At 74.8% G+C, this 18,377-nt stretch carries 9 protein-coding genes and 1 rRNA gene; 6 read left to right on the forward strand and 4 right to left on the reverse strand.

All coding sequences use genetic code 11. The features are described 5' to 3' along the window. Position 1: 1 nt before the first annotated feature. Positions 2-1,702: a sporulation protein gene (locus AC068A_RS10955; RefSeq protein WP_478583594.1), complete on the reverse strand. Its 1,701-nt coding sequence runs from the start codon at positions 1,700-1,702 to the stop codon at positions 2-4. Between the two features lie 667 nt (positions 1,703-2,369). Between AC068A_RS10955 and AC068A_RS10960 the strand changes: the two genes are divergently transcribed. Together AC068A_RS10960 and AC068A_RS10965 are read left to right on the forward strand one after the other, a co-directional pair. Continuing rightward, the gene (locus tag AC068A_RS10960; protein ID WP_478583596.1) at positions 2,370-4,673 is read left to right on the forward strand and encodes an asparagine synthase-related protein; all 2,304 of its coding nucleotides are present in this window, start codon (positions 2,370-2,372) and stop codon (positions 4,671-4,673) included. 425 nt (positions 4,674-5,098) lie between these two features. Next, entirely contained in the window at positions 5,099-8,476 is a 3,378-nt protein-coding gene (locus AC068A_RS10965) for an AfsR/SARP family transcriptional regulator (protein WP_478583598.1), read from the forward strand. Here the strand turns inward: AC068A_RS10965 and AC068A_RS10970 are convergent. After that, on the reverse strand, positions 8,463-10,598 hold the full coding sequence (locus tag AC068A_RS10970; RefSeq protein ID WP_478583600.1) for a sigma-70 family RNA polymerase sigma factor: 2,136 nt from the start codon (positions 10,596-10,598) through the stop codon (positions 8,463-8,465). The two genes, AC068A_RS10965 and AC068A_RS10970, sit on opposite strands and share 14 nt — an antisense overlap. 370 nt (positions 10,599-10,968) lie before the next feature. Then, complete coding sequence (locus AC068A_RS10975) at positions 10,969-11,745, reverse strand: TetR/AcrR family transcriptional regulator (RefSeq protein ID WP_478583602.1); 777 nt, start codon at positions 11,743-11,745, stop codon at positions 10,969-10,971. Between the two features lie 339 nt (positions 11,746-12,084). On the opposite strand from AC068A_RS10975, the gene AC068A_RS10980 reads away from it, so the two are divergent. Both AC068A_RS10980 and AC068A_RS10985 read left to right on the forward strand, forming a co-directional pair. After that, the gene (locus AC068A_RS10980) at positions 12,085-13,668 is read left to right on the forward strand and encodes an NAD(P)/FAD-dependent oxidoreductase (protein ID WP_478583604.1); all 1,584 of its coding nucleotides are present in this window, start codon (positions 12,085-12,087) and stop codon (positions 13,666-13,668) included. Positions 13,669-13,827: 159 nt separating this feature from the next. Beyond that, the gene (locus AC068A_RS10985; protein WP_478583630.1) at positions 13,828-15,609 is read left to right on the forward strand and encodes an ATP-binding SpoIIE family protein phosphatase; all 1,782 of its coding nucleotides are present in this window, start codon (positions 13,828-13,830) and stop codon (positions 15,607-15,609) included. 134 nt (positions 15,610-15,743) lie between these two features. On the opposite strand, the gene AC068A_RS10990 is transcribed toward AC068A_RS10985, so the two are convergent. Further along, on the reverse strand, positions 15,744-17,069 hold the full coding sequence (locus AC068A_RS10990) for an MFS transporter (protein WP_478583632.1): 1,326 nt from the start codon (positions 17,067-17,069) through the stop codon (positions 15,744-15,746). Between the two features lie 124 nt (positions 17,070-17,193). Between AC068A_RS10990 and AC068A_RS10995 the strand changes: the two genes are divergently transcribed. Both AC068A_RS10995 and AC068A_RS11000 read left to right on the forward strand, forming a co-directional pair. Further along, positions 17,194-17,730, forward strand: coding sequence for a MarR family winged helix-turn-helix transcriptional regulator (locus tag AC068A_RS10995; protein ID WP_478583606.1), 537 nt, complete (start codon positions 17,194-17,196; stop codon positions 17,728-17,730). A 559-nt stretch (positions 17,731-18,289) separates the two neighbouring features. Continuing rightward, positions 18,290-18,377: ribosomal RNA gene (locus AC068A_RS11000) — 16S ribosomal RNA — on the forward strand; the annotation flags it as partial.

Genomic DNA, 18,377 nt, shown 5'->3' on the forward strand with positions numbered 1-18,377 from the left:
GCTACGCGGGGGCCACCAGCAGCGGCCGGGCCCGTTCGCGCAGCTCCGCGACGCGCGGCTCGTCCCCGTAGGGTTCCAGGCGGTGCAACAGGTCCCGTACGTATTCGGTCGTCCGCGCCGAGGAGATGCGGCCCGCGACCTCCACTGCCCGGACGCCGGCCGCGCACGCCGCGTCGAGGTTCCCCGACTCCAGCTCGGCGACCGCGCTCACCACCAGCCGCAGCCCGTGCGAGCGCACGTACTCCTCGGTGGGGCGGGACAGCGCCTGCTCGGTGAACCGCCGTACCTGCCGGGGCAGCTTGAGGTCCCGGTAGCATTCCGCCGCGTCCGCCGCGAAACGGTCGTACGAGTAGAAACCCAGCCATGTCGGGTCGGGGTCGATGTCCCGGGCCCGCTCCAGCCAGCCTTCCGACGCCCGCAGCGCGGCTTCCGCGGCCGCCGAGTCGCCCGCCTTCGCGTGCGCCCGGGCCTCGACCAGCCGGAAGAAGCTCATGGTGCGGGCCGTGGCCAGGCCGCGGTTGCGTTCGACGGCGGCCTGCGCGAGGTCCACGCCCTCGTCGGGGAAGTCCCGGTACGTCGCCTGGAGCGACATCGAGGCCAGGACGTACCCGCCGAGTGGTACGTCGGCGGCCGCCCGGGCCAGGCGCAGCGCCTGGATGTAGTAGCGCTGGGCGGCCTCCTGCTGGCCGGTGTCGAAGGCCATCCAACCGGCCAGCCTGGTCAGTTCGGCGGTCGCGCCGAACAGGGCGCGGCCCACTTCGTCGCTGTACGAGCCGAGGAGCAGCGGTGCGGCGTCGACGCGCAGGCACTCGGGCACCATCGACGAACGCCAGTCCCCGCCGCCGTACTTGGAGTCCCAGCGGCGCGCGTCCTCGGCGGCCTCGCGCAGCTTGCTCACGTCGCTGTGGCCGACGCGCTGCGGGGAGGCGTCCGACAATCCGAGGACCGCCGGCACCGGGGGCGGAGCGTGCGGCGTTTCGCCCGACGGCGGTGCGGGCACAACCGCCGACGCGGGGCGCGGGGAGGCCCCGGCCGGGGCGGCGGCCACGTAAGCGGAAACGGAAGCAGAAGAGGCGACCGAAGAGGCGGCAGAAGCGGAAGCAGAAGAGGTGACGGAAGCACCGGCAGAACCGGAACCGGAGGAGGTGGACGGCGAGGCCGAGGTGGCAGGACCGGCCGGACCGGCCGCGCCGGAGGCGGCCGCGCCCGGGCCGGAGGCGGCGGCGGGCTCGCGCGCCACGGAGCTGTCGACCGGGGATATCAGCCAGCGCGAGGCGGGCGTCGCGTACGCCGACACGGAGAACGAGCCGGCCAGGGACTGCCAGATCCCCCCGCCGCCGCGCCGGCCGGCGAGGTCGAGCCGGTAGAGGTCGGTCGCGGAGCGCACCGCGTCGCCCACGGCCCGCGGGAAGGACAGGCCGACCTCGGGCGCGGGGTCCGCGTCGGCCAGGCCGATCTCGTGCAGCGGCACCGGCCGCCCGAGCTTCGCTCCGATCGCGGCGGCGATCAGATGGGGGGCGGCGCCCTGCGGCACCATCCCCTTGGACACCCACCGCGCCACCGAGGTCTTGTCGTAACGAAGCGTCAGGCCGCGCTGTGCGCCGAGGTCGTTGACGCGCCGGGCCAGTCCGGCGTTGCTGATGCCCGCCAGTGCGAGGACGGCGCCGAGCTTCTCGTTGGGTTCGCGGAGCTCCCTGGACATGCGCCACCCCTCGTCGAACGCGGAACGCACACAACTCATACGCGCGCACGGGCACTCGCAGGTGCTCATGCGCCACCGGGGCATAGGCGCCCGGCATTTCGTAAACCCAGCGTAGTTCCCCGCCTCCCAAGCGTTAAGGCCCCGACTTCCGTATGGCGGGATTGTTGTCCGCTCGCACAGTCCGGCCCGGTGCTCCGCCGAGGGCGCGCGCCCCCCGACACGCCCCTGCCGTGCTCCGCCCGTGTGGCCGTGCGCCCGCCCGTGCGCTCTGGCCGGTACCAGGCCCCGGCGATTCGATGTGCGGTGCGTGGGTCGGCCCGCTGCGTGGATCGGCGGGCCGGGGGATGCCGCTGCCTCAATCCCCGCGGGTGGCGGAACGGTCCGGGGGGTGGATCCCGCCTCCCGGACCGCGCCCGCACGCCGCGCCGCACGCCGCACCGCAGCACCGAAGAATGGCCGAAACCAACCTGTGGGGCAGGGGGAACGGAACGTCAAATACCGAGTGTCCAGGGCGTGTTCGTTCGTACGTACGCCCTCCTTGGTCACTCCCGTACGCCCGTCTCGTGGCAGCATGGACCCGAGCCACCCGGGGCCCAGCCGGCCGCGCCCTCATGCTGCCCGGCCCGTGCACGCCCCGGTCAATTGCCCACAGGCTGGGGAGGCGGCGGTGCGCTGGTTGGTGGGGTGGAGCAGTATCGCCGCGAGCTTCGGCACGGCCGGCCGCGTCCCCGGCCACGCCGGCCGGGGCGGCCGCGGCCCGTACGGCGACGGCCCGGGCCCCGGCCCGTACGGCGATCACACCCAGTACGGCGATTACACCCCTTACGGCACTCACGCCCCGTACGGCGACCCCGCCCCCCACGCCCCTTACGGCACCGACGGCGGCGGCCTGATCACCGGCGGCATCGCCGACGCCTCCCACCCGGACGACCCCGCAGGCCACGAAGCCGAACGCACCGTCGTCCCGGTCGGCGCCCAGCTCCTGTGGGGGGACCCCGACCCGCTCTGGGCCGTCGGCGACTGGCGCCCCGACGAGATCCGCACCCTCACCGCCGACCCCGCCGACCCCTTCACGCGGATCGCCGTCTTCGGCTGCTGCGGCGCCACCGACGCCGAGCTGCGCCGCGCCCTCGTCGCCGCCCGCGGCGGGGCCCTGCGCCACCTCACCCAGTGGTCCGGCAGCCACACCGTCGTCGTCCAGACCGGCCGCCGCATCACCGTCGTCGGAGACCTCGCCGGCGCCCGCCCCGTCTTCTACACGCCGTGGGCCGGCGGGACCGCGTACGCCACCGCCGCGCTCCCGCTCGCCGACCTCATCGAGGCACAGCTCGACATCGGCCACCTCGCCGCCCTCCTCGCCTGCCCCGACAGCCCCGAGGCACTGGGCGACGGCACACCGTACGTCGGCGTGCGGCGCATCCCGCCCGGGCACGCCCTGATCCTGCGCGAGGGCTCGCGGGAGATCACCGGGTACGAGCCCGTGGCCTCCCTCGCCGTGGCCGCGCCGGCCGCCGACCCCGACCGGGCGGTGGAAGGCGTACGCGAAGCATTGGTGGACGCGGTGCGCGCCCGGCTCACGGCACCGAGGCATGCTCCCGACACCCTGCCGCACGACCCCGGGCCGGTGCCCGGAATGGGCCCCGCCGACCGGCGCGCGGCCCGCGGGGCGCCCGTACCGGGCGTCGGCGCCGACCTCTCCGGCGGCAGTGCCTCCGCAACCCTCGCGCTGCTCGCCGCCGGCCTGCCCGGCCGGCCGGGCACGATCACCAGACGCACCGGGGAACGGCTGCTGGCCGTCACCTTCAACGACCTCGCCACCCCCCAGGGCCGCGAGGCCGAACTCGAACGGGCCCACGCCATCGCCGCCAACCCCCGGCTGCACCACGTCGTCGTCGCCGCGGCCGAGGAAGCACTCCCGTACGCCGACCTCGACGGTCCCCTGACCGACGAACCCGGGCCCTCGCTGGTCTTCGCCGCCCGCGAGCGGCGCCGGCTCGCCGCCGGCTCGGCCGACCACTTCGTCGGGCACGGCGCCCGCCAGGTCCTCGACGCCCACCCGGCCCGCCTCGCCGACCTCCTCATGGACCGCCGGCGCCGCCACCTGCTGCGCCCCATGGCCGCCCTGGCCCGCTCGGCCCCGGCGGACTCGCCCGCCTCCCTCCTCGTCCCCTTCTCGCTCTACTCCGCGGCCCGCCGCCTGGCCCGTACGCCGTACCGCACCGGCATGGAGGCCGCCGCGACCCGGCTGCGCGACGGCGACGTGTGCGACGGGCCCTCGTCCGGGCCGGTGGACGCCTCGCTCGCCGCCCTGACCTGGTCCCGGCCCGGCCCGGCCGCGGGCTGGCTGACCGGCGAGGCACTGGCGGAAGTATCGATCCGCCTCGCGGCCGCCGCCGGCCGGCCCCCGGTCTCGCTGCGGCCCGGCGAGGCCCGCGCCCGGTCGGCCCTGGCTCGCCACGCCGCCGACCACCGGGTCTTCGAACAGGCCGCCGAGGTCCGCAGCCAGCGCCTGCACGCCCCCTTCCTCGACAACCAGGTCGTACGGGCCGCCCGCGCCCTCCCGGAATCCCTGCGCGTCCAGCCGGGGGCGCGGGCCGCGATCCTGCGCAGCGTGCTGTCCTCCGCCGGCGTCCGCGAACTCCCCCCGGGGTGGGGGGCCACCGCCCACACCCCGAACGAGACCGCCACCCGCCTGGGCCTCCGCGCCGCCCTCGGCTCCCTGCTCGCCCTGTTCACGACCCCGCTCCTCGCCGATGCCGGCCTGATCGAAGCCCGCGTCGTCCAACAGGCCCTGCTCGACGCGGCAGAGGGCCGGCCGGTCCCGCTGGACGGCCTCGCCGAACTCGTCTCCATGGAGCTCTGGCTCGGCCGCCTGCTCAACCGCCGCGGCACCTGCTGGACGGGCACCTCCACCCCGCGCCGCCGAGCCGTCCCCAACGGCGTCCCCACCCCCCGCCCAGCCCTCTCCTGACCCCGCCACCCCCGCCCGACGCCCCACACCCCGGTCGCTGCCCGAACCCCGCGTCCGCCACCCCTGGCCAGCGCCGCACCCCGGTTGCCGCTCGAACCCCCTGTCCGCCACCCCTGGGCCAGGACCCGGGGAGTGTGTGGACGCTCCCGGGCCGGCCCAGTGGCCGCGCTCCCCTCCGCCAGGGGGTACGTGCCCGCCGCGGGCCGGAACCCGAACAGCGCGTGGGCGCTCCCGGACCGCCCGGGTGACCGCGTACGCCGGGCCCGTCGCAAGCACGGCCGCCCGGTGCGGGCCACGAGCGCGCGCCGGGGCGCCGGCTCCTCCCCGCGGCGGGAAGGACAGCCCCGGCCGCCGTCCCCGTGCGGCCCCCCGGAGGGGGCGGTAACTCCCGCGCTCCCGGCGGAGCCACCCGGCAGAATTGCCCGGTGCGGTACCTCATCCTCGGCGTCAGCGAAGCGCGCGACGAGACCGGAGCCCCCCGGCCCCTCGGCGGGGCCCGTCTGCGCGCGCTGCTCGCCGCCCTCGCGCTCCGGGCCGGCGGGCCGGCTGCCGTGCCCGTCGCCATCCTCGTCGACGAGGTCTGGGGCGACGACCCGCCCCGGGACGCCCCCGCCGCACTGCAAGCCCTCGTCGCCCGGCTCCGACGCGCCCTCGGCGGCCGGGACACCGTCCGGGCCGACCCCGCCGGCGGCTACCGCCTCGCCGTCACCGACCCCGACGACGTCGACCTGCACCGCTTCACCCGCCTCGCCCGCCTCGGCGGGGCCGAGCTCGCCGCCAACCCCGCCCGCGCCGCCGCAACCCTCCGTACCGCCCTCACCCTCTGGCGCGGCCCCGCCCTCGCCGACCTCGCCGAGCCCGCCCGCCGCGACCACGCCGCCGCCCCCGAGGCGCACCGCGCGGCCGCCCTGCGCGACCGCATCGAGGCCGATCTGCGGTCCGGCTCCACCGACCCTGGCGAGCTGCTGCCGGAGGTCGAGGCACTGATCCGCGAGAACCCGTACGACGAAACCCTCCGGGCCCAGCAGCTGCGCGCCCTGCGCGCCGCGGGACGCCCCGCCGAAGCGCTCGCCGCGTACGAGCGGACCCGCCGCACCCTCGCCGACGCGCTGGGCACCGACCCGGGACCGGAACTCGCCGCCCTACACGCACAGCTGCTGACCCCGGCCGCGGCTCCGGCCCGCACCCCGGTTCCGAATCCGGCTCCGGTTCCTGGCGCGACCCCGGCCACAGCCCTGGCCCCGGCTCCTGTTCCGGACCCAATACCGGTACCGGTACCGGCCTCGGGTTCCGCTGCCGCCGCGGAGCCCCCGCTCGACTCGGCCGCCTCGTACGCCGGGAACCTCCGGCCGCGCCTGGACTCGTTCGTCGGTCGTGAGCCCGAGCTCGCCGCGCTCCAGGGCGACCTGGCCGGTCTCCGTCTCGTCACCCTCACCGGCCCCGGCGGGTCCGGGAAGACCCGTCTCGCCGAACACGCGGCCGCCGCTCGCCCCGAACCCGCCTGGCTCGTGGAACTCGCCCGCCTCGACCACCCCGCGGCCGTCCCCGGCGCCGTCCTCAGCGCGCTCGGCCTGCGCGCGAACACGCTCGTCGCCCGCGAGAAGAGCACCGCCGCCGAACCCGCCGCCCAGCTCCTCGAACTCTGCGCGGACCGCCGCCTGCTCCTCGTGCTCGACAACTGCGAGCACGTCGTCGGCGCTGCCGCCGAGCTCGCCGAGCAGCTCCTCACCCACTGCCCCGGCGTGCGGATCCTGGCCACCAGCCGCGAACCCCTCGGCGTGCCGGGGGAAACGCTTCGCCCGCTCGATCCGCTGCCCCCCGAGCCCGCGCACCGCCTCTTCGCCGACCGCGCGGCCGCCGCCCGGCCCGGTTTCACCCCCGGCGACGACCCCGAAGCGATCGCCGAAATCTGCCGCCGCCTCGACGGGCTGCCACTCGCCATCGAGCTGGCCGCGGCCCGGCTGCGGCTGCTCACGCCCCGCCAGATCGCGGACCGGCTCGACGACCGGTTCCGGCTGCTGACCAGCGGCGCCCGCACCGTCCTGCCCCGCCAGCAGACCCTGCGCGCGGTCGTCGACTGGTCCTGGGACCTGCTCGACGAGCCCGAGCGGACCGTCCTCGCCCGCCTGTCCGTCTTCGCGGGCGGCTGCGACCTGGCCGCCGCCGAGGCCGTCTGCGCCGACAGCGCTGACGACAGCGCCGACGTCGCTTCCCTCCTCGGCTCCCTCGTCGACAAATCCCTCGTCATCGCCGCCCCCGCCCCCACCCCCACCCCCGCCCCGGCCGCCGACGGCATGCGCTACCGCATGCTGGAGACCATCCGCGAGTACGCCGCCGAACGCGCGGCGGAGCGAGCCGCCGGCACCGCCGCGGCCCACCGCCACGCCGCGCACTACCTGGCCCTCGCCGAACACGCCGAGCCGATCCTGCGCACCGCCGCCCAACTCCCGTGGATCCGCCTGCTGGAGACCGAGCTCGACAACCTCCGGGCCGCCCTCGGCCGCGCCATCGAGGCGGGCGCCACCGACCCCGGCGCCGCCGAGACCGCCCAGCGGCTCTCCCTCGCCCTCGGCTGGTTCTGGTGGCTGCGCGACTACCGCCGCGAGGCCGCCGAGTGGACCGCCCGTGTCCTCGCCCTCGGCCCCGCCGAGGGCGAGGACACCGCCGAGGATTCCCCCGCCTACTGGCGCCTCATGCGGCTGCACCTGCTCCACATCGTCCTGTTCGCCTACGGCCGGTCACCCGAGGAGTTCACCGCCCCGCTCATCACCCGCGCCGCCCGCCTCCACGAGGTCTTCCGCCGCGGCGGCCCCGAGGTCGTCCGCTTCCCCGGTGTGCTCTGGCCGATGGCCGCCTTCCTCGCCGACGGCATGGCCGGCCTCGGTGCCGCCATCGAGGAGGGCATCGCCAACTGCCGCCGCCACGGCGGCGACTGGGAGCTGGCCGCCGCCCTCATGTTCCGCATGCACACCGCCGTCGACACCACCGGCGGCCTGCCGACCGTCGACGCCGACCTCGCCGAGATCGAGGAGATCGCCCGCCGGGTCGGCGACCGCTGGATCCGCTCGCACGTCGCGAGCGTCGCGGGCGAGGTCGCCTTCTCCCGCGGCCTGTACGGGCGGGCCGGCACCGAGTACGAGGAGTGCCTGCGCCTGGCCCGTGAGGTCGGCGCCCACCCGGAAGCCCCGTTCGCCATCGCCCGCATCGCCGAGTCCGCGTTCTGCCAGGGCGACCTGGACCGCGCCGGCCGGCTGCTGGCCGACGCCCACCGGGAGGCCGAGCAGTACGGTGCCGACCACGAGATCCGGGCCTACGGCGGGATGCTCTCGGCGCTGATCGCCCTGGTCCGCCGCGACCCGGTCGCGGCTCGCACCCACTGCGACCAGGCCCGCGCCGCGGCGGCGAAGACCTCGGCGCCCTCGCAGCTGATCGCCGGGATCGACCACGTGGACGCCGTCCTGACCGCCTACGAGCAGGGCCCGGAGGCCGGGCTGGCCAGGATCCGGCCGACGCTCGCCGCCGCCGTCGCCGCGCACTGCGCCGAACGCGTCCTCGCCTCGGTCGCCGACAGCGCCGCCGTGCTGCTGGAGGCCGCCGGCCGGCCCGCCGCGTCCGTACGGGTCCTCGCGGCGGCCACCGCGTGGCGCGCGGGCCACCCGCGCTCGGTCCCGGAGGAGGGCACCGTGAGCGGCCTCCCGTGCCGCACCCGTGCCGCACTCGGCCCCGAGCGCCACCGGCGCGAGGAGACGGCGGGCGCGGCCCTGTCCCCGTCCGAGGTGGTCGCCCTCCTCAACGGCAGCTGATCACCGCGTCGGCCCAGCTCGCCAGCGTCGGCATCCGGCCGTGCCCCACCTGCTCGACCACCAGCCGCAGCGTCTTGTGCCCGGTGAGGGGGACCGTCACGGCCGCTGCCGGGTCCTCGTGGCCGAGCGCCCCGGACTGCCACAGCCGCTGCCCGTCCGCGTACACCGAGAACCGGAGCTTGCCGTCGGACAGCCGGGACAGGCCGTCCACCCCGGCCCGCGCCGAGAACGAGCTGCACTGCCGGTTGAGGGCGATCTCCACCGAGGAACGGGAGTTCACGGTGATCCCCTGCGCGTAGTGCCGGCCGGCGATCTCCAACCCCCAGCGCTGCCACACCCAGCTGCTGCGCCAGGTCTGCAACTCGGGGCCGCTGTGGTCGCCGAACACGGAGTGGGCGAGCCCGGCCAGCTGGTAGCCCCGCGGCGGCTTCGGCGCGCTCGGCGTGGGCGAGGGCTGCGGCGGCGCCGGGCTCGGTGTCGCGGAGGGCGGCGCCGACGGCGAGGGCTTCGAGGCGGCCTCCGGCGGTGGCGCCGATGCCGATGCCGATACGGGCGCCGATGCCGGTGCCGATGCCGATGCGGGCGCCGATGCCGACGCGGAGGGTGCGGGCAGCGCCGCCGGCTTCGACGCGGGCGGTACGGGCTCCTCCGCGGCCGGCGGCTCGGACGCAGCCGGGGACGGGGCAGGGGCCGGGCTCGACGGCCGCGGCGCCGGGACCGCCGACGCGGTCACGCCGGGCGCCGACTTCGCCTGCGGCACCGCCTCGGACTCGTCCCCCGCCAGCGCGAACACCACCCCGGCGGCCGCGGCGACCGCGAGCCCGGCGGCAAGGGCGGCCTTGGCCGGCACCCCGAGCCCCTCGGACAGCACCGCCCCGCCCCCGCCCCCGGACCCCGCACCCCCCGCCCCGCCGGCAGCAGCCCCGCCGGAAGCGGACGCACCTGCAGCCGCCCCGCCGGCAGCAGCCCCACTGGAAGCGGACGCACCCGCAGCCGCCCCGCCGGCAGTGGCCCAGCCGCCTGCAGCCGCCCCACCCGCCGCCGCCCCGCCCGTGGCCGCCCCACCGGCGGCGTACCCGCCCGAGGAGCCGGCGGCGCCCGCGGCGGCTCCCGCACCTCCCGCGGCGACGGCACTGCCGGCCACCACGCCGGCCGCCTTGGCCGCGTACCCGGCGGCGAACCACCCGATGACCGCGACCGGCAGCAGCGCGGGAATGCCCGCGTTGACGTCCTTCAGCTCCCCTGCGGCCAGCCGGCACTTGGCGCACTCCTCCAGGTGCTTGCGCAGCCCCCGCTCCGCCCGCATCCGCAGCCCGCCGCGGGCATAGGCACCCAGCCGGTCCGCGTACCGCGCGCAGTCCCCGCCCGCGCTGAGCGCCGAACTCACATGGGCCTGCAGATAGGCCTGCTTGAGGCCTTCCCGGGCCCGGCCGGCCAGCACCGCGGTCGCGTTGGCGCTCAGCCCGAACAGCGGGGCGATCGCGCTCGGCGCGGACTCCTCGACCGCGGTGTGCCACAGCACGGCCTGCCACCGCTCGGGCAGGCTCCGGAAGGCCTGCACGGCCAGCGACTGCTCGGCCTCGCGCATCGCCCGGACATCCGCACCCGGTTCGAGGGCGTCGTCCCCGGACAGGCCGGCCAACCCGCTGCGGGATTCGCTGCCCGCGGCCGCCTGCTCCGCGAACAGGGCGAAGTCCTCGACGAGATGCTCCCGCTTGGCCGTCTTCGCCCATGCCGCGGCGACCCGCCGCACCGTGGTCAGCAGGTAGGCCCGCACCGCCTGGTCCGGCCCGGCCCCGCCCCGTACCGCCTGAAGCGTCCGGGCGAACACCTCGGCGGTCAGGTCGTCGGCCGTGTGCCCGTCCCGGCAGCAGGTCCGCGCGTAGCGCCGTACGGAATCGGCATGCCGGCGGAACAGCTCCGCGTACGCCCCGTCGTCCCCGGCGCGCATCCGGGCGATCAGATCGCCGTCGGACGGCGGCAGCTCGCTCCCGGCGGCACCCGGGTGGGCATGTCGGCCGTGTGGCTCGCGCTGGGCCGGAACCTGCCGTACGGGCCGGCTCTCCGCCTCGACCTCGCCGCCGGCACCACCGATCAGCTCTTTCCGACCGTCAACGCTCATCGCGGAAGCTCCCGCACGCCAGACTCAACCGGTACACCGTTCAAGCCTGTCACACGGCGGGGTGCCCGCCGAACCCCTGACCACGCCTTCCACTCGTCCGAGGAGCGAAGATCCAAGCGCCGGGCCTTGCCCTCACCCGCCCGGGTGAACCCGCCCCGCGGGCCCGACCCGCCGACCCGGTCCGAGCGCCCCACGACCAAGCCGCAGGACACCGGGCCAAGCCGCCGAACCGAGCCGCCGAACCGGGCCGCCGGGCCGGGCCACCCGAACCGGGGTACGCCGATCCAGGACCCACGCGCCCGTCCACGAGGCACGCCCGGCCCCGGGCCACCCGGGACCCGGGACGCGGCGCGCGCCTCCTGATGCGGGATCAGGCCGTGCGGGAGCGCAGCCCCTCGAGCAGGATCTCCAGGAGGCGGGCCGAAGCCGCCGCCTGCTGCGCCGCGTCGGGCAGGGCCGGCGCGGCCGTGGCGATGACCAGCAGCACATCGGCCACGGTGACGTCGGCCCGCAGCTCGCCGGCCTCCCGGGCACGGTCGACCAGCCGGCCGACCACTTCGAGCAGCGCGCCCGCGCCCGCGTCGGCCGAGGGCTCGTCCTCCGCGGGAGTCCGCGCGCCCACGACCCGCAGCTCGGGAGCCCCGCCCTCACCGGCCTGCCGCTGGTGCGGAACGCGCACCTGAGGAGCCTCCTCGGCGTCCTCGGCGGAGCGCACCCGCAGCACCTGCGGCGGCAGCAGCCGCCCGGCGCCCGAAGCGACGGAGGTGCGCAGGAAGCGCGAGAGCGCCTGCCACGGCTCCTCCTCCTGTCCCAGCGCGGTCTTGGCCTGCTCGGTCAGCCGGGCGGTCTCTTCCTCGGCTATTCGGCGGACCAGGACGTCCTTGCTGGGGAAGCGCCGGTACACGGTGCCGACACCGACACGCGCGCGCCGCGCAACGTCCTCCATCGGGGCCCCGTAGCCCAGCTCGCCGAAGACCTCGCGGGCAGCGCGCAGCACGTGTTCGAGGTTGCGCTGGGCGTCGACGCGCAGCGGCGTGGTGCGCCCCATCCCGGCCGCGGTGGTGGTGCTCGTGCCGCCGGCCATCACACGACCGTTGCTCTCGCTCGAGAGCGCGGTCGCAGAGCCATGGAAATCGGACATGTTCATATGTATCCCCCGGTAATCGCTTGTCTCCCCCCGGAGACATCCCCGCCTTCGTGTCGAGGTCGGCCACGGTCAGTGGCCCCGGTCTCACTCCTCGACGAGATACGAACATAGTTGAGCCAGAGTCAATTCAGAAGAGGCAGCCCCCGACGGACCGCCGCCCGATCGGAGCATTCGCCCCCACTTTTCCGTTCCGGCCCTCCGGAACCACCCTCTCCGCACCCTCTGACCTGCGGAACTCCACCCACTTCCGAGTCGTCCGAGAACCCTGTCCCACTGCCCCCTCCGGTCACACAATTTGTCAGGCCTGTGGACAAACTCCCGGCCACGTTGCGTCATGGGATGGTGAAGGCAGCCAACTCCCGAGGCACGGCCCCCGGTACCACGCCCGCCACCTCCGCCACGCCCGCCACCTCCGCCGCCGGCTCCCCCGCGCCTGGCTCCCCCGCGCCTGGCTCCCCCGCGCCTGGCTCCCCCACGCCCGGCTCCAACCCGGACGCCACCCCCCGCCCCGACCCGGACGCCACACCCCCCGCCGCGTCCGGCCCCCGGCGCATCCTCGTCATCGGCGGCGGCTACGTCGGCATGTACACGGCCCTCCGGCTCCAGAAGAAGCTCAGAGCCGGCGAAGCCGAGATCACGGTGGTCACCCCCGACCCCTACATGACGTACCAGCCCTTCCTCCCCGAGGCCGCAGCCGGCTCCATCTCCCCCCGCCACGTCGTGGTCCCGCTCCGCCGCGTCCTCGACCGCTGCCGCATCGTCATCGGCGAGGCCCGGCGCATCGACCACGCCAAGCGCACCGCCACCGTCACCACCCTCGCCACCGCCGACGAAGGCACCGGCCCCCAGGAGATCGCGTACGACGAGCTCGTCCTCGCCCCCGGCTCCATCTCCCGCGCCCTGCCCGTCCCCGGCCTCGCCGACTACGGCATCGGCTTCAAGACCGTCGAGGAGGCCATCGGGCTGCGCAACCACGTCATCGAGCAGATGGACATCGCGTCCTCCACCCGCGACCCCGCCATCCGCGACGCCGCCCTCACTTTCGTCTTCGTCGGCGGCGGGTACGCCGGCGTCGAGGCCCTCGGCGAGCTCCAGGACATGGCCCGCTACGCCGCCCGCTACTACCACAACGTCAAGGCCCAGGACATGAAGTGGGTCCTGGTCGAGGCCAGCGACCGCATCCTTCCCGAGGTCGGTCCCGAGATGGGCGTCTACACCGTCCGCGAACTGCGCGGCCGCGGCATCGACGTCCGTCTGGAGACCCGCCTCGAATCCTGCGAGAACCGCGTCGCCGTCCTCAGCGACGGCGCCCGCTTCCCCACCCGCACCGTCGTCTGGACCGCCGGCGTCAAACCGCACCCGGTCCTCGCCGCCTCCGACCTCCCCCGCAACGAACGCGGCCGCCTCGTGTGCACCGCCTTCCTCACCGTCGACGGCGTCGAACACGCCTGGGCCGCCGGCGACGCCGCCGCCGTCCCCGACATCACCGCCGCCGAACCCGGCCGCGAATGCGCCCCCAACGCGCAGCACGCCGTCCGCCAGGCCAGAGCCCTCGCCGACAACCTCGTCGCCTCCCTCCGCGGCGAGGTCCTCACCGAGTACGCGCACCGGTACGTCGGCTCCGTCGCCTCCCTCGGCCTCCACAAGGGCGTCGCCCACGTCTACGGCCGCAAGCTCAAGGGCTACCCGGCCTGGTTCATGCACCGGGCATACCACCTCAGCCGGGTCCCCACGTTCAACCGCAAGATGCGCGTCCTCGCGGAATGGACCCTCGCCGGGCTCTTCAAACGCGAGATCGTCTCCCTCGGCTCCCTCGAACACCCCAGGGCAGAATTCGAACTCGCCGCCGGCGGCGGCCACCGGCACCACTTGCCACCGCCCCCGCCGCCCGCCCCCGAACCCCCGAAGGAAAGCCAGGGCTGACGCTGTCAGTGCCGTCGGCCACACTGGACGTGTGACCATAGGTGTGCTCACACCTGCGCAGAGTGACACCGTCCAGCGATCCCACACCGACCCACCCAGCGATACAGCGACGACAGCGACCGCGACCGACCACTTGCGACACCACGAGGCTTGAACGCAGTGAACTTCACGCGCTGGAGCGCCCGGTTTCCCGGAACGCAGCGCCGCGCCGCCGCCCGGTCCGAACACGCCGCCGCCCAGGCGAAGCGCGGCGAAGGCGCCGTCCCGGCTGCCCGCGGCGCAGCCGGCCGCCCCGCGACCGCACCCGACGGCGGCCCGGCCGACCCCACCGCCTCCGGCACGGGCACCGGCCCGGGCGCGGGCGGCCCCGGCACCGCCCAGGGCACCGGCAGCGGTGCCGTCCCCGCCGTGCCCTCCCTCGACGAGCTCTCCGTACGCGAGGTCCTGGGCCGGCTCCCGGCCCTCGTCGCCCTCGTCCACGGCCCCGAGCACCGCGTCGCCTATGTCAACGACGCCTACACCGCCGGTTTTGGCCCCCGCCCCGTCGGCGCCCCCGCCCACGAGGCCCTCCCCGAACTCGGCGAGCTCGGCCTCCTCCCGCTCCTCGACCAGGTCCAGCGCAGCGGCAAGCCCCGTACCGCCAAGAACCGCACGGCCCCCGGCGGCGCCAACTGCTACACGGCCACCTGCACTCCGGTCGAGTTCCCCAAAGCAGCCCCCGAGAGCGACGCCGACGCGCACCCCCACCACACCGGGGTCCTCATCCACCTCGCCGACGTCACCGACCACGCCGAAGCCGCCGAGCGCCTGCGCGCCAGCGAGCGCCGCCAGCGCGAGGCCGCCGTCACCCTCCAGCGCTCCCTCCTCCCGCAGGAGCTCGAGCAGCCCGACGACCTCCGCATCGCCGCCACCTACCACCCCGGCGGCACCGAGACCGCCGTCGGCGGCGACTGGTACGACGTCATCACCCTCGGCGCCGGCCGCACCGCCCTCGTCATCGGCGACGTCATGGGCCGCGGGGTGCGCGCCGCCGCCGTCATGGGCCAGCTGCGCACCGCGGTCCGCGCGTACGCCCGCCTCGACCTGCCCCCGCACGAGGTGCTCCAGCTGCTCGACGGCCTCGCCGCCGAGATCGACGCCAGCCAGATCGCCACCTGCGTCTACGCCGTCCACGACCCCAACGAGGGCCTGCTCGCCTACGCCTCCGCGGGCCACCTCCCCCTCCTGGTGCGCGACGCGGACGGCGCCGTGCACCGGGCGGCCGACCCCACCGGCCCGCCGCTCGGCACCGGCGGCTGGCTGCACACCTCGGGCACCATCCCGCTGGGCCCCGGCTCCACCGCCGTCCTCTACACCGACGGCCTCGTCGAACGCCGCGGCGAGGACATCGACGAGGGGGTCGCAGCCCTGGAACGCGCCCTCGCCGGAGCCCAGGGCACCCCGTCCGTCATCTGCGACCGCCTGATGCGCGCGCTCGGCGTGGACGCCGACCACGACGACGACGTAGCCGTCATGGTCCTCCAGCAGCCGAACCGCACCGGAGCCGACGCCGAGCTCTTCCACAATGCCGCCCTCGACCTCCTCGGCGGAGTCGAGGCCGCCCCGCGCGCCCGCGCCTTCGCCCAGGGCGTCCTCACCTCCTGGCGCTTCCCGGTCGAACTGTGCGACCTGGGGGTCCTCGCAGCGAGCGAGCTCGTGGCGAACTCCCTCCAGCACGGCACCCCGCCCATGCGCCTGCGGCTGCGCCGCACCGACCGCCGCCTGATCGTCGAGGTCACCGACGGCGACGACCACCTGCCGCGCCGCCGCCGTGCCGAACCGGGCGACGAGACCGGCCGCGGCATCTCGATCATCGCCACCATCGCCTCGTCCTGGGGCTGCCGGCGCACCCCGGGCGGTGGCAAGGCCGTCTGGTGCGAGTTCGCCCTGCCGGACAAGTAGCCGGGGAAAACGCGAGGGAGGCCCGGTCCTGAAGACCGGGCCTCCCTCGCACACCTGCACGTATATACGTATGCAGGTACGCAGACGTCGTATGCAGGTATACGGCCCTCCGTACGCGGAACGCCGGACGGACGTTACGCGGCCACGGGCTCCGCGCCGACCACGGCAGCTCCGGCCGGAGCCTCGGCACCGGCAGCACCGGAGGCTTTCGCGCCACCCGCCGCAACCGGCTCCGCCTTCGCCAGCGACGGCCTGTCCTGCACGGGGCTCAGCTGCGACCCGAGCCGCAGCGCCAGCCAGGCGATGCCCAGCGACACCGCGACGAACACGGCGATGTACAGCATCGGCACCCCCGCCCCCAGCGGCACACCCAGCGGCCCCAGCGCCAGCGCGAGCTGCTTGACCAGCGCGAAGGCCGAGTTGTACTGGCCCACGGAGCCCTCCGGCGCCAGGTCGGCCACGAGCGGGGCGAGCGTGGGCGACAGCATCGCCTCGCCGATCCCGAAGAGCGCGTACGTGGTGATGAACGTGGCGGCGGCCATGACCGCGCTGCCGTGCCCCAGGCCCGAGAAGCCGGCGATCAGCCAGGCGGCCGTCCAGATCAGGCCGACCAGCGCGATGACCCGCGACCGCCGGCGCTTCTCGACGAGCCGCAGCACCGCGAACTGCGCGAGGACGATCGCGCCGGTGTTGGCGGCCAGGGCGAAGCCGAGCGTGGACGGCGAGATCCGGGCGGCCTCGGTACCGAAGGCGGCCAGACCCGACTCGAACTGCCCGTAGCAGGCGAAGAAGATCACGAAGCCCAGGACCAGCAGCCGGACCATCACCTTGTGCTCCGTGAGCCGCTTCCAGGCGCCGCCCGCCTGCGCCGGGTCCTTCGGCACGGCGTCCTTGATGCCGGGCGCGTGCGGCATCCGCACGGTGAGGATGACGCCGGCCAGGACCAGGAACATCACGGCCTCGATGCCGAACAGAAGGGTGAAGCTGGCGGGTCGGCTCTCGTCGACGATCTGGCCGCCGATGAGGCCGCCGATGCCCAGGCCCAGGTTCTGCATGAAGAACTGGAGGGCGAAGGCCCTGGTCCGGGTGGCCGGGGCGGAGCACCACACGATCATCGTGGCGAGCGCGGGCTGCATGACGGCCTGCCCGGCGCCGAGCGCCAGCGCGGACAGCAGGATCGGCACGATGCCGGTGGACAGCCCCAGCGCCAGCGCGCCGGCGGACGCGGCGATGGCCGCGCCGATGACCACGGGGACGGGACCGCGGCGGTCGATGACGCGACCGGTGAAGGGCAGTGCGATCAGCGCGCTCACGGCGAAGGCCACGAACGCACTCGTGGCCGCCATGGAGCCGAGCCCTCGTACCTGCGCCACGTAGATGTAGAGGAACGGAACCGTGAAGCCGATACCGAACGCGGTCAGCGCGTTGCCGGCCTGGATCCGCCGCATCGCGGCGCCCATCACCCTGGTCACTTTTCACCTGCCCTGATAGCTGAAGCCTGAAGACTTCATACCTAAAGTTCGATGCTTAAGATTACACATCGAAGGAGTTAGACGCCAACGGGCTCATGCGATACTTCGGACCATGGGTGACACCCCCGACGGCACTGCGTCCGTCCACGAGCCGAGCCTCGACGAGCAGATCGCCGTCTACCAGCGCGAGTTCCAGGACCTCGATCCCCAGGTGGAGAAGGTCGTCTCGGCGCTCAGCCGCCTGAACCGGCGCATGAACGTCGCGTACGGACGCCAGACCGCGGCCCTCGGCATCAGCAACGCGGAGTGGGAGGTCCTCAAGGCCCTCGTCCTCTCCGGAGCCCCGTACCGGATGGGCCCGAGCGAACTCGCGAAGCAGCTCGGCCTGACCCCGGCGGCGATGACCCACCGGATCGACCGCATGACGGCGGAGGGGCTGGTCACGCGCGAGCGCGACGAGTCCAACCGGGTCCGCGTGATCGTGGAGCTCACCGACGAGGGCCGCAGCAAGTGGCTCGACGCCATGCGCGCGGCCACCCTCTTCGAGGAGGACCTCCTCCAGGACCTCTCCACCGAGGAGCGCGGCCTGCTGGGCGACATGCTCACGCGCCTGCTGGACCGCGTGGAGGACCTCCAGTCGCGCAGCTGAGGACCCGCCATCGGGAGGGTTGACACGGCCTCCCACGATCCGTAAAGTTCTGCGGGTTGCCCCAGAGCCGAAAGGTTGTGGCGACAACCATCCCGCCGCCTCGTCGCGGCACCCAACTCTGCACGATCTCCCGCCGGGAGTGAATTCGGCATGCCCGAATTAATTCCTGAAGGCCGATTATGAATCGGCCGGGAAATCCACTAGAGTTCTGGGAGTCGGAAGGGCCCAACAGCCCGGAAGGCAAACCCCGCTGACTGGGGGTCAGGCCCGAAAGAGTCTGATAGAGTCGGAAACGAAGAACGAAAGCCCGGAGGAAAGCCCGAGAGGGTGAGTACGAAGGAAGCGTCCGTTCCTTGAGAACTCAACAGCGTGCCAAAAATCAACGCCAGAAGTTGATACCCCGTCCACTCCGGTGGATGAGGTTCCTTTGAAAAGACCTGCAGGGCTCTTCGGAGTGCTTGCAGGCAACAACACAGCGAGGACGCAGTGGTCAGTCGGTCATATTCCGACCGTGACTGGCCCGCTCTACGTGATGTGTGCACCGGATGACCGGTAAACATTCATGGAGAGTTTGATCCTGGCTCAGGACGAACGCTGGCGGCGTGCTTAACACATGCAAGTCGAACGATGAAGCCCTTCGGGGTGGA

The sequence above is a fragment of the Streptomyces sp. NPDC043854 genome (genome assembly GCF_056436005.1).

Excerpts from the sequence above, each read along its gene's own strand:
- AC068A_RS10995 (WP_478583606.1), top strand. The coding sequence starts at position 17,194 with ATGGGTGACACCCCCGACGGCACTGCGTCCGTCCACGAGCCGAGCCTC.
- AC068A_RS10975 (WP_478583602.1), bottom strand. The coding sequence starts at position 11,745 with ATGAACATGTCCGATTTCCATGGCTCTGCGACCGCGCTCTCGAGCGAG.
- AC068A_RS10970 (WP_478583600.1), bottom strand. The coding sequence starts at position 10,598 with ATGAGCGTTGACGGTCGGAAAGAGCTGATCGGTGGTGCCGGCGGCGAG.
- AC068A_RS10955 (WP_478583594.1), bottom strand. The coding sequence starts at position 1,702 with ATGTCCAGGGAGCTCCGCGAACCCAACGAGAAGCTCGGCGCCGTCCTC.
- AC068A_RS10980 (WP_478583604.1), top strand. The coding sequence starts at position 12,085 with ATGGTGAAGGCAGCCAACTCCCGAGGCACGGCCCCCGGTACCACGCCC.
- AC068A_RS10990 (WP_478583632.1), bottom strand. The coding sequence starts at position 17,069 with ATGGGCGCCGCGATGCGGCGGATCCAGGCCGGCAACGCGCTGACCGCG.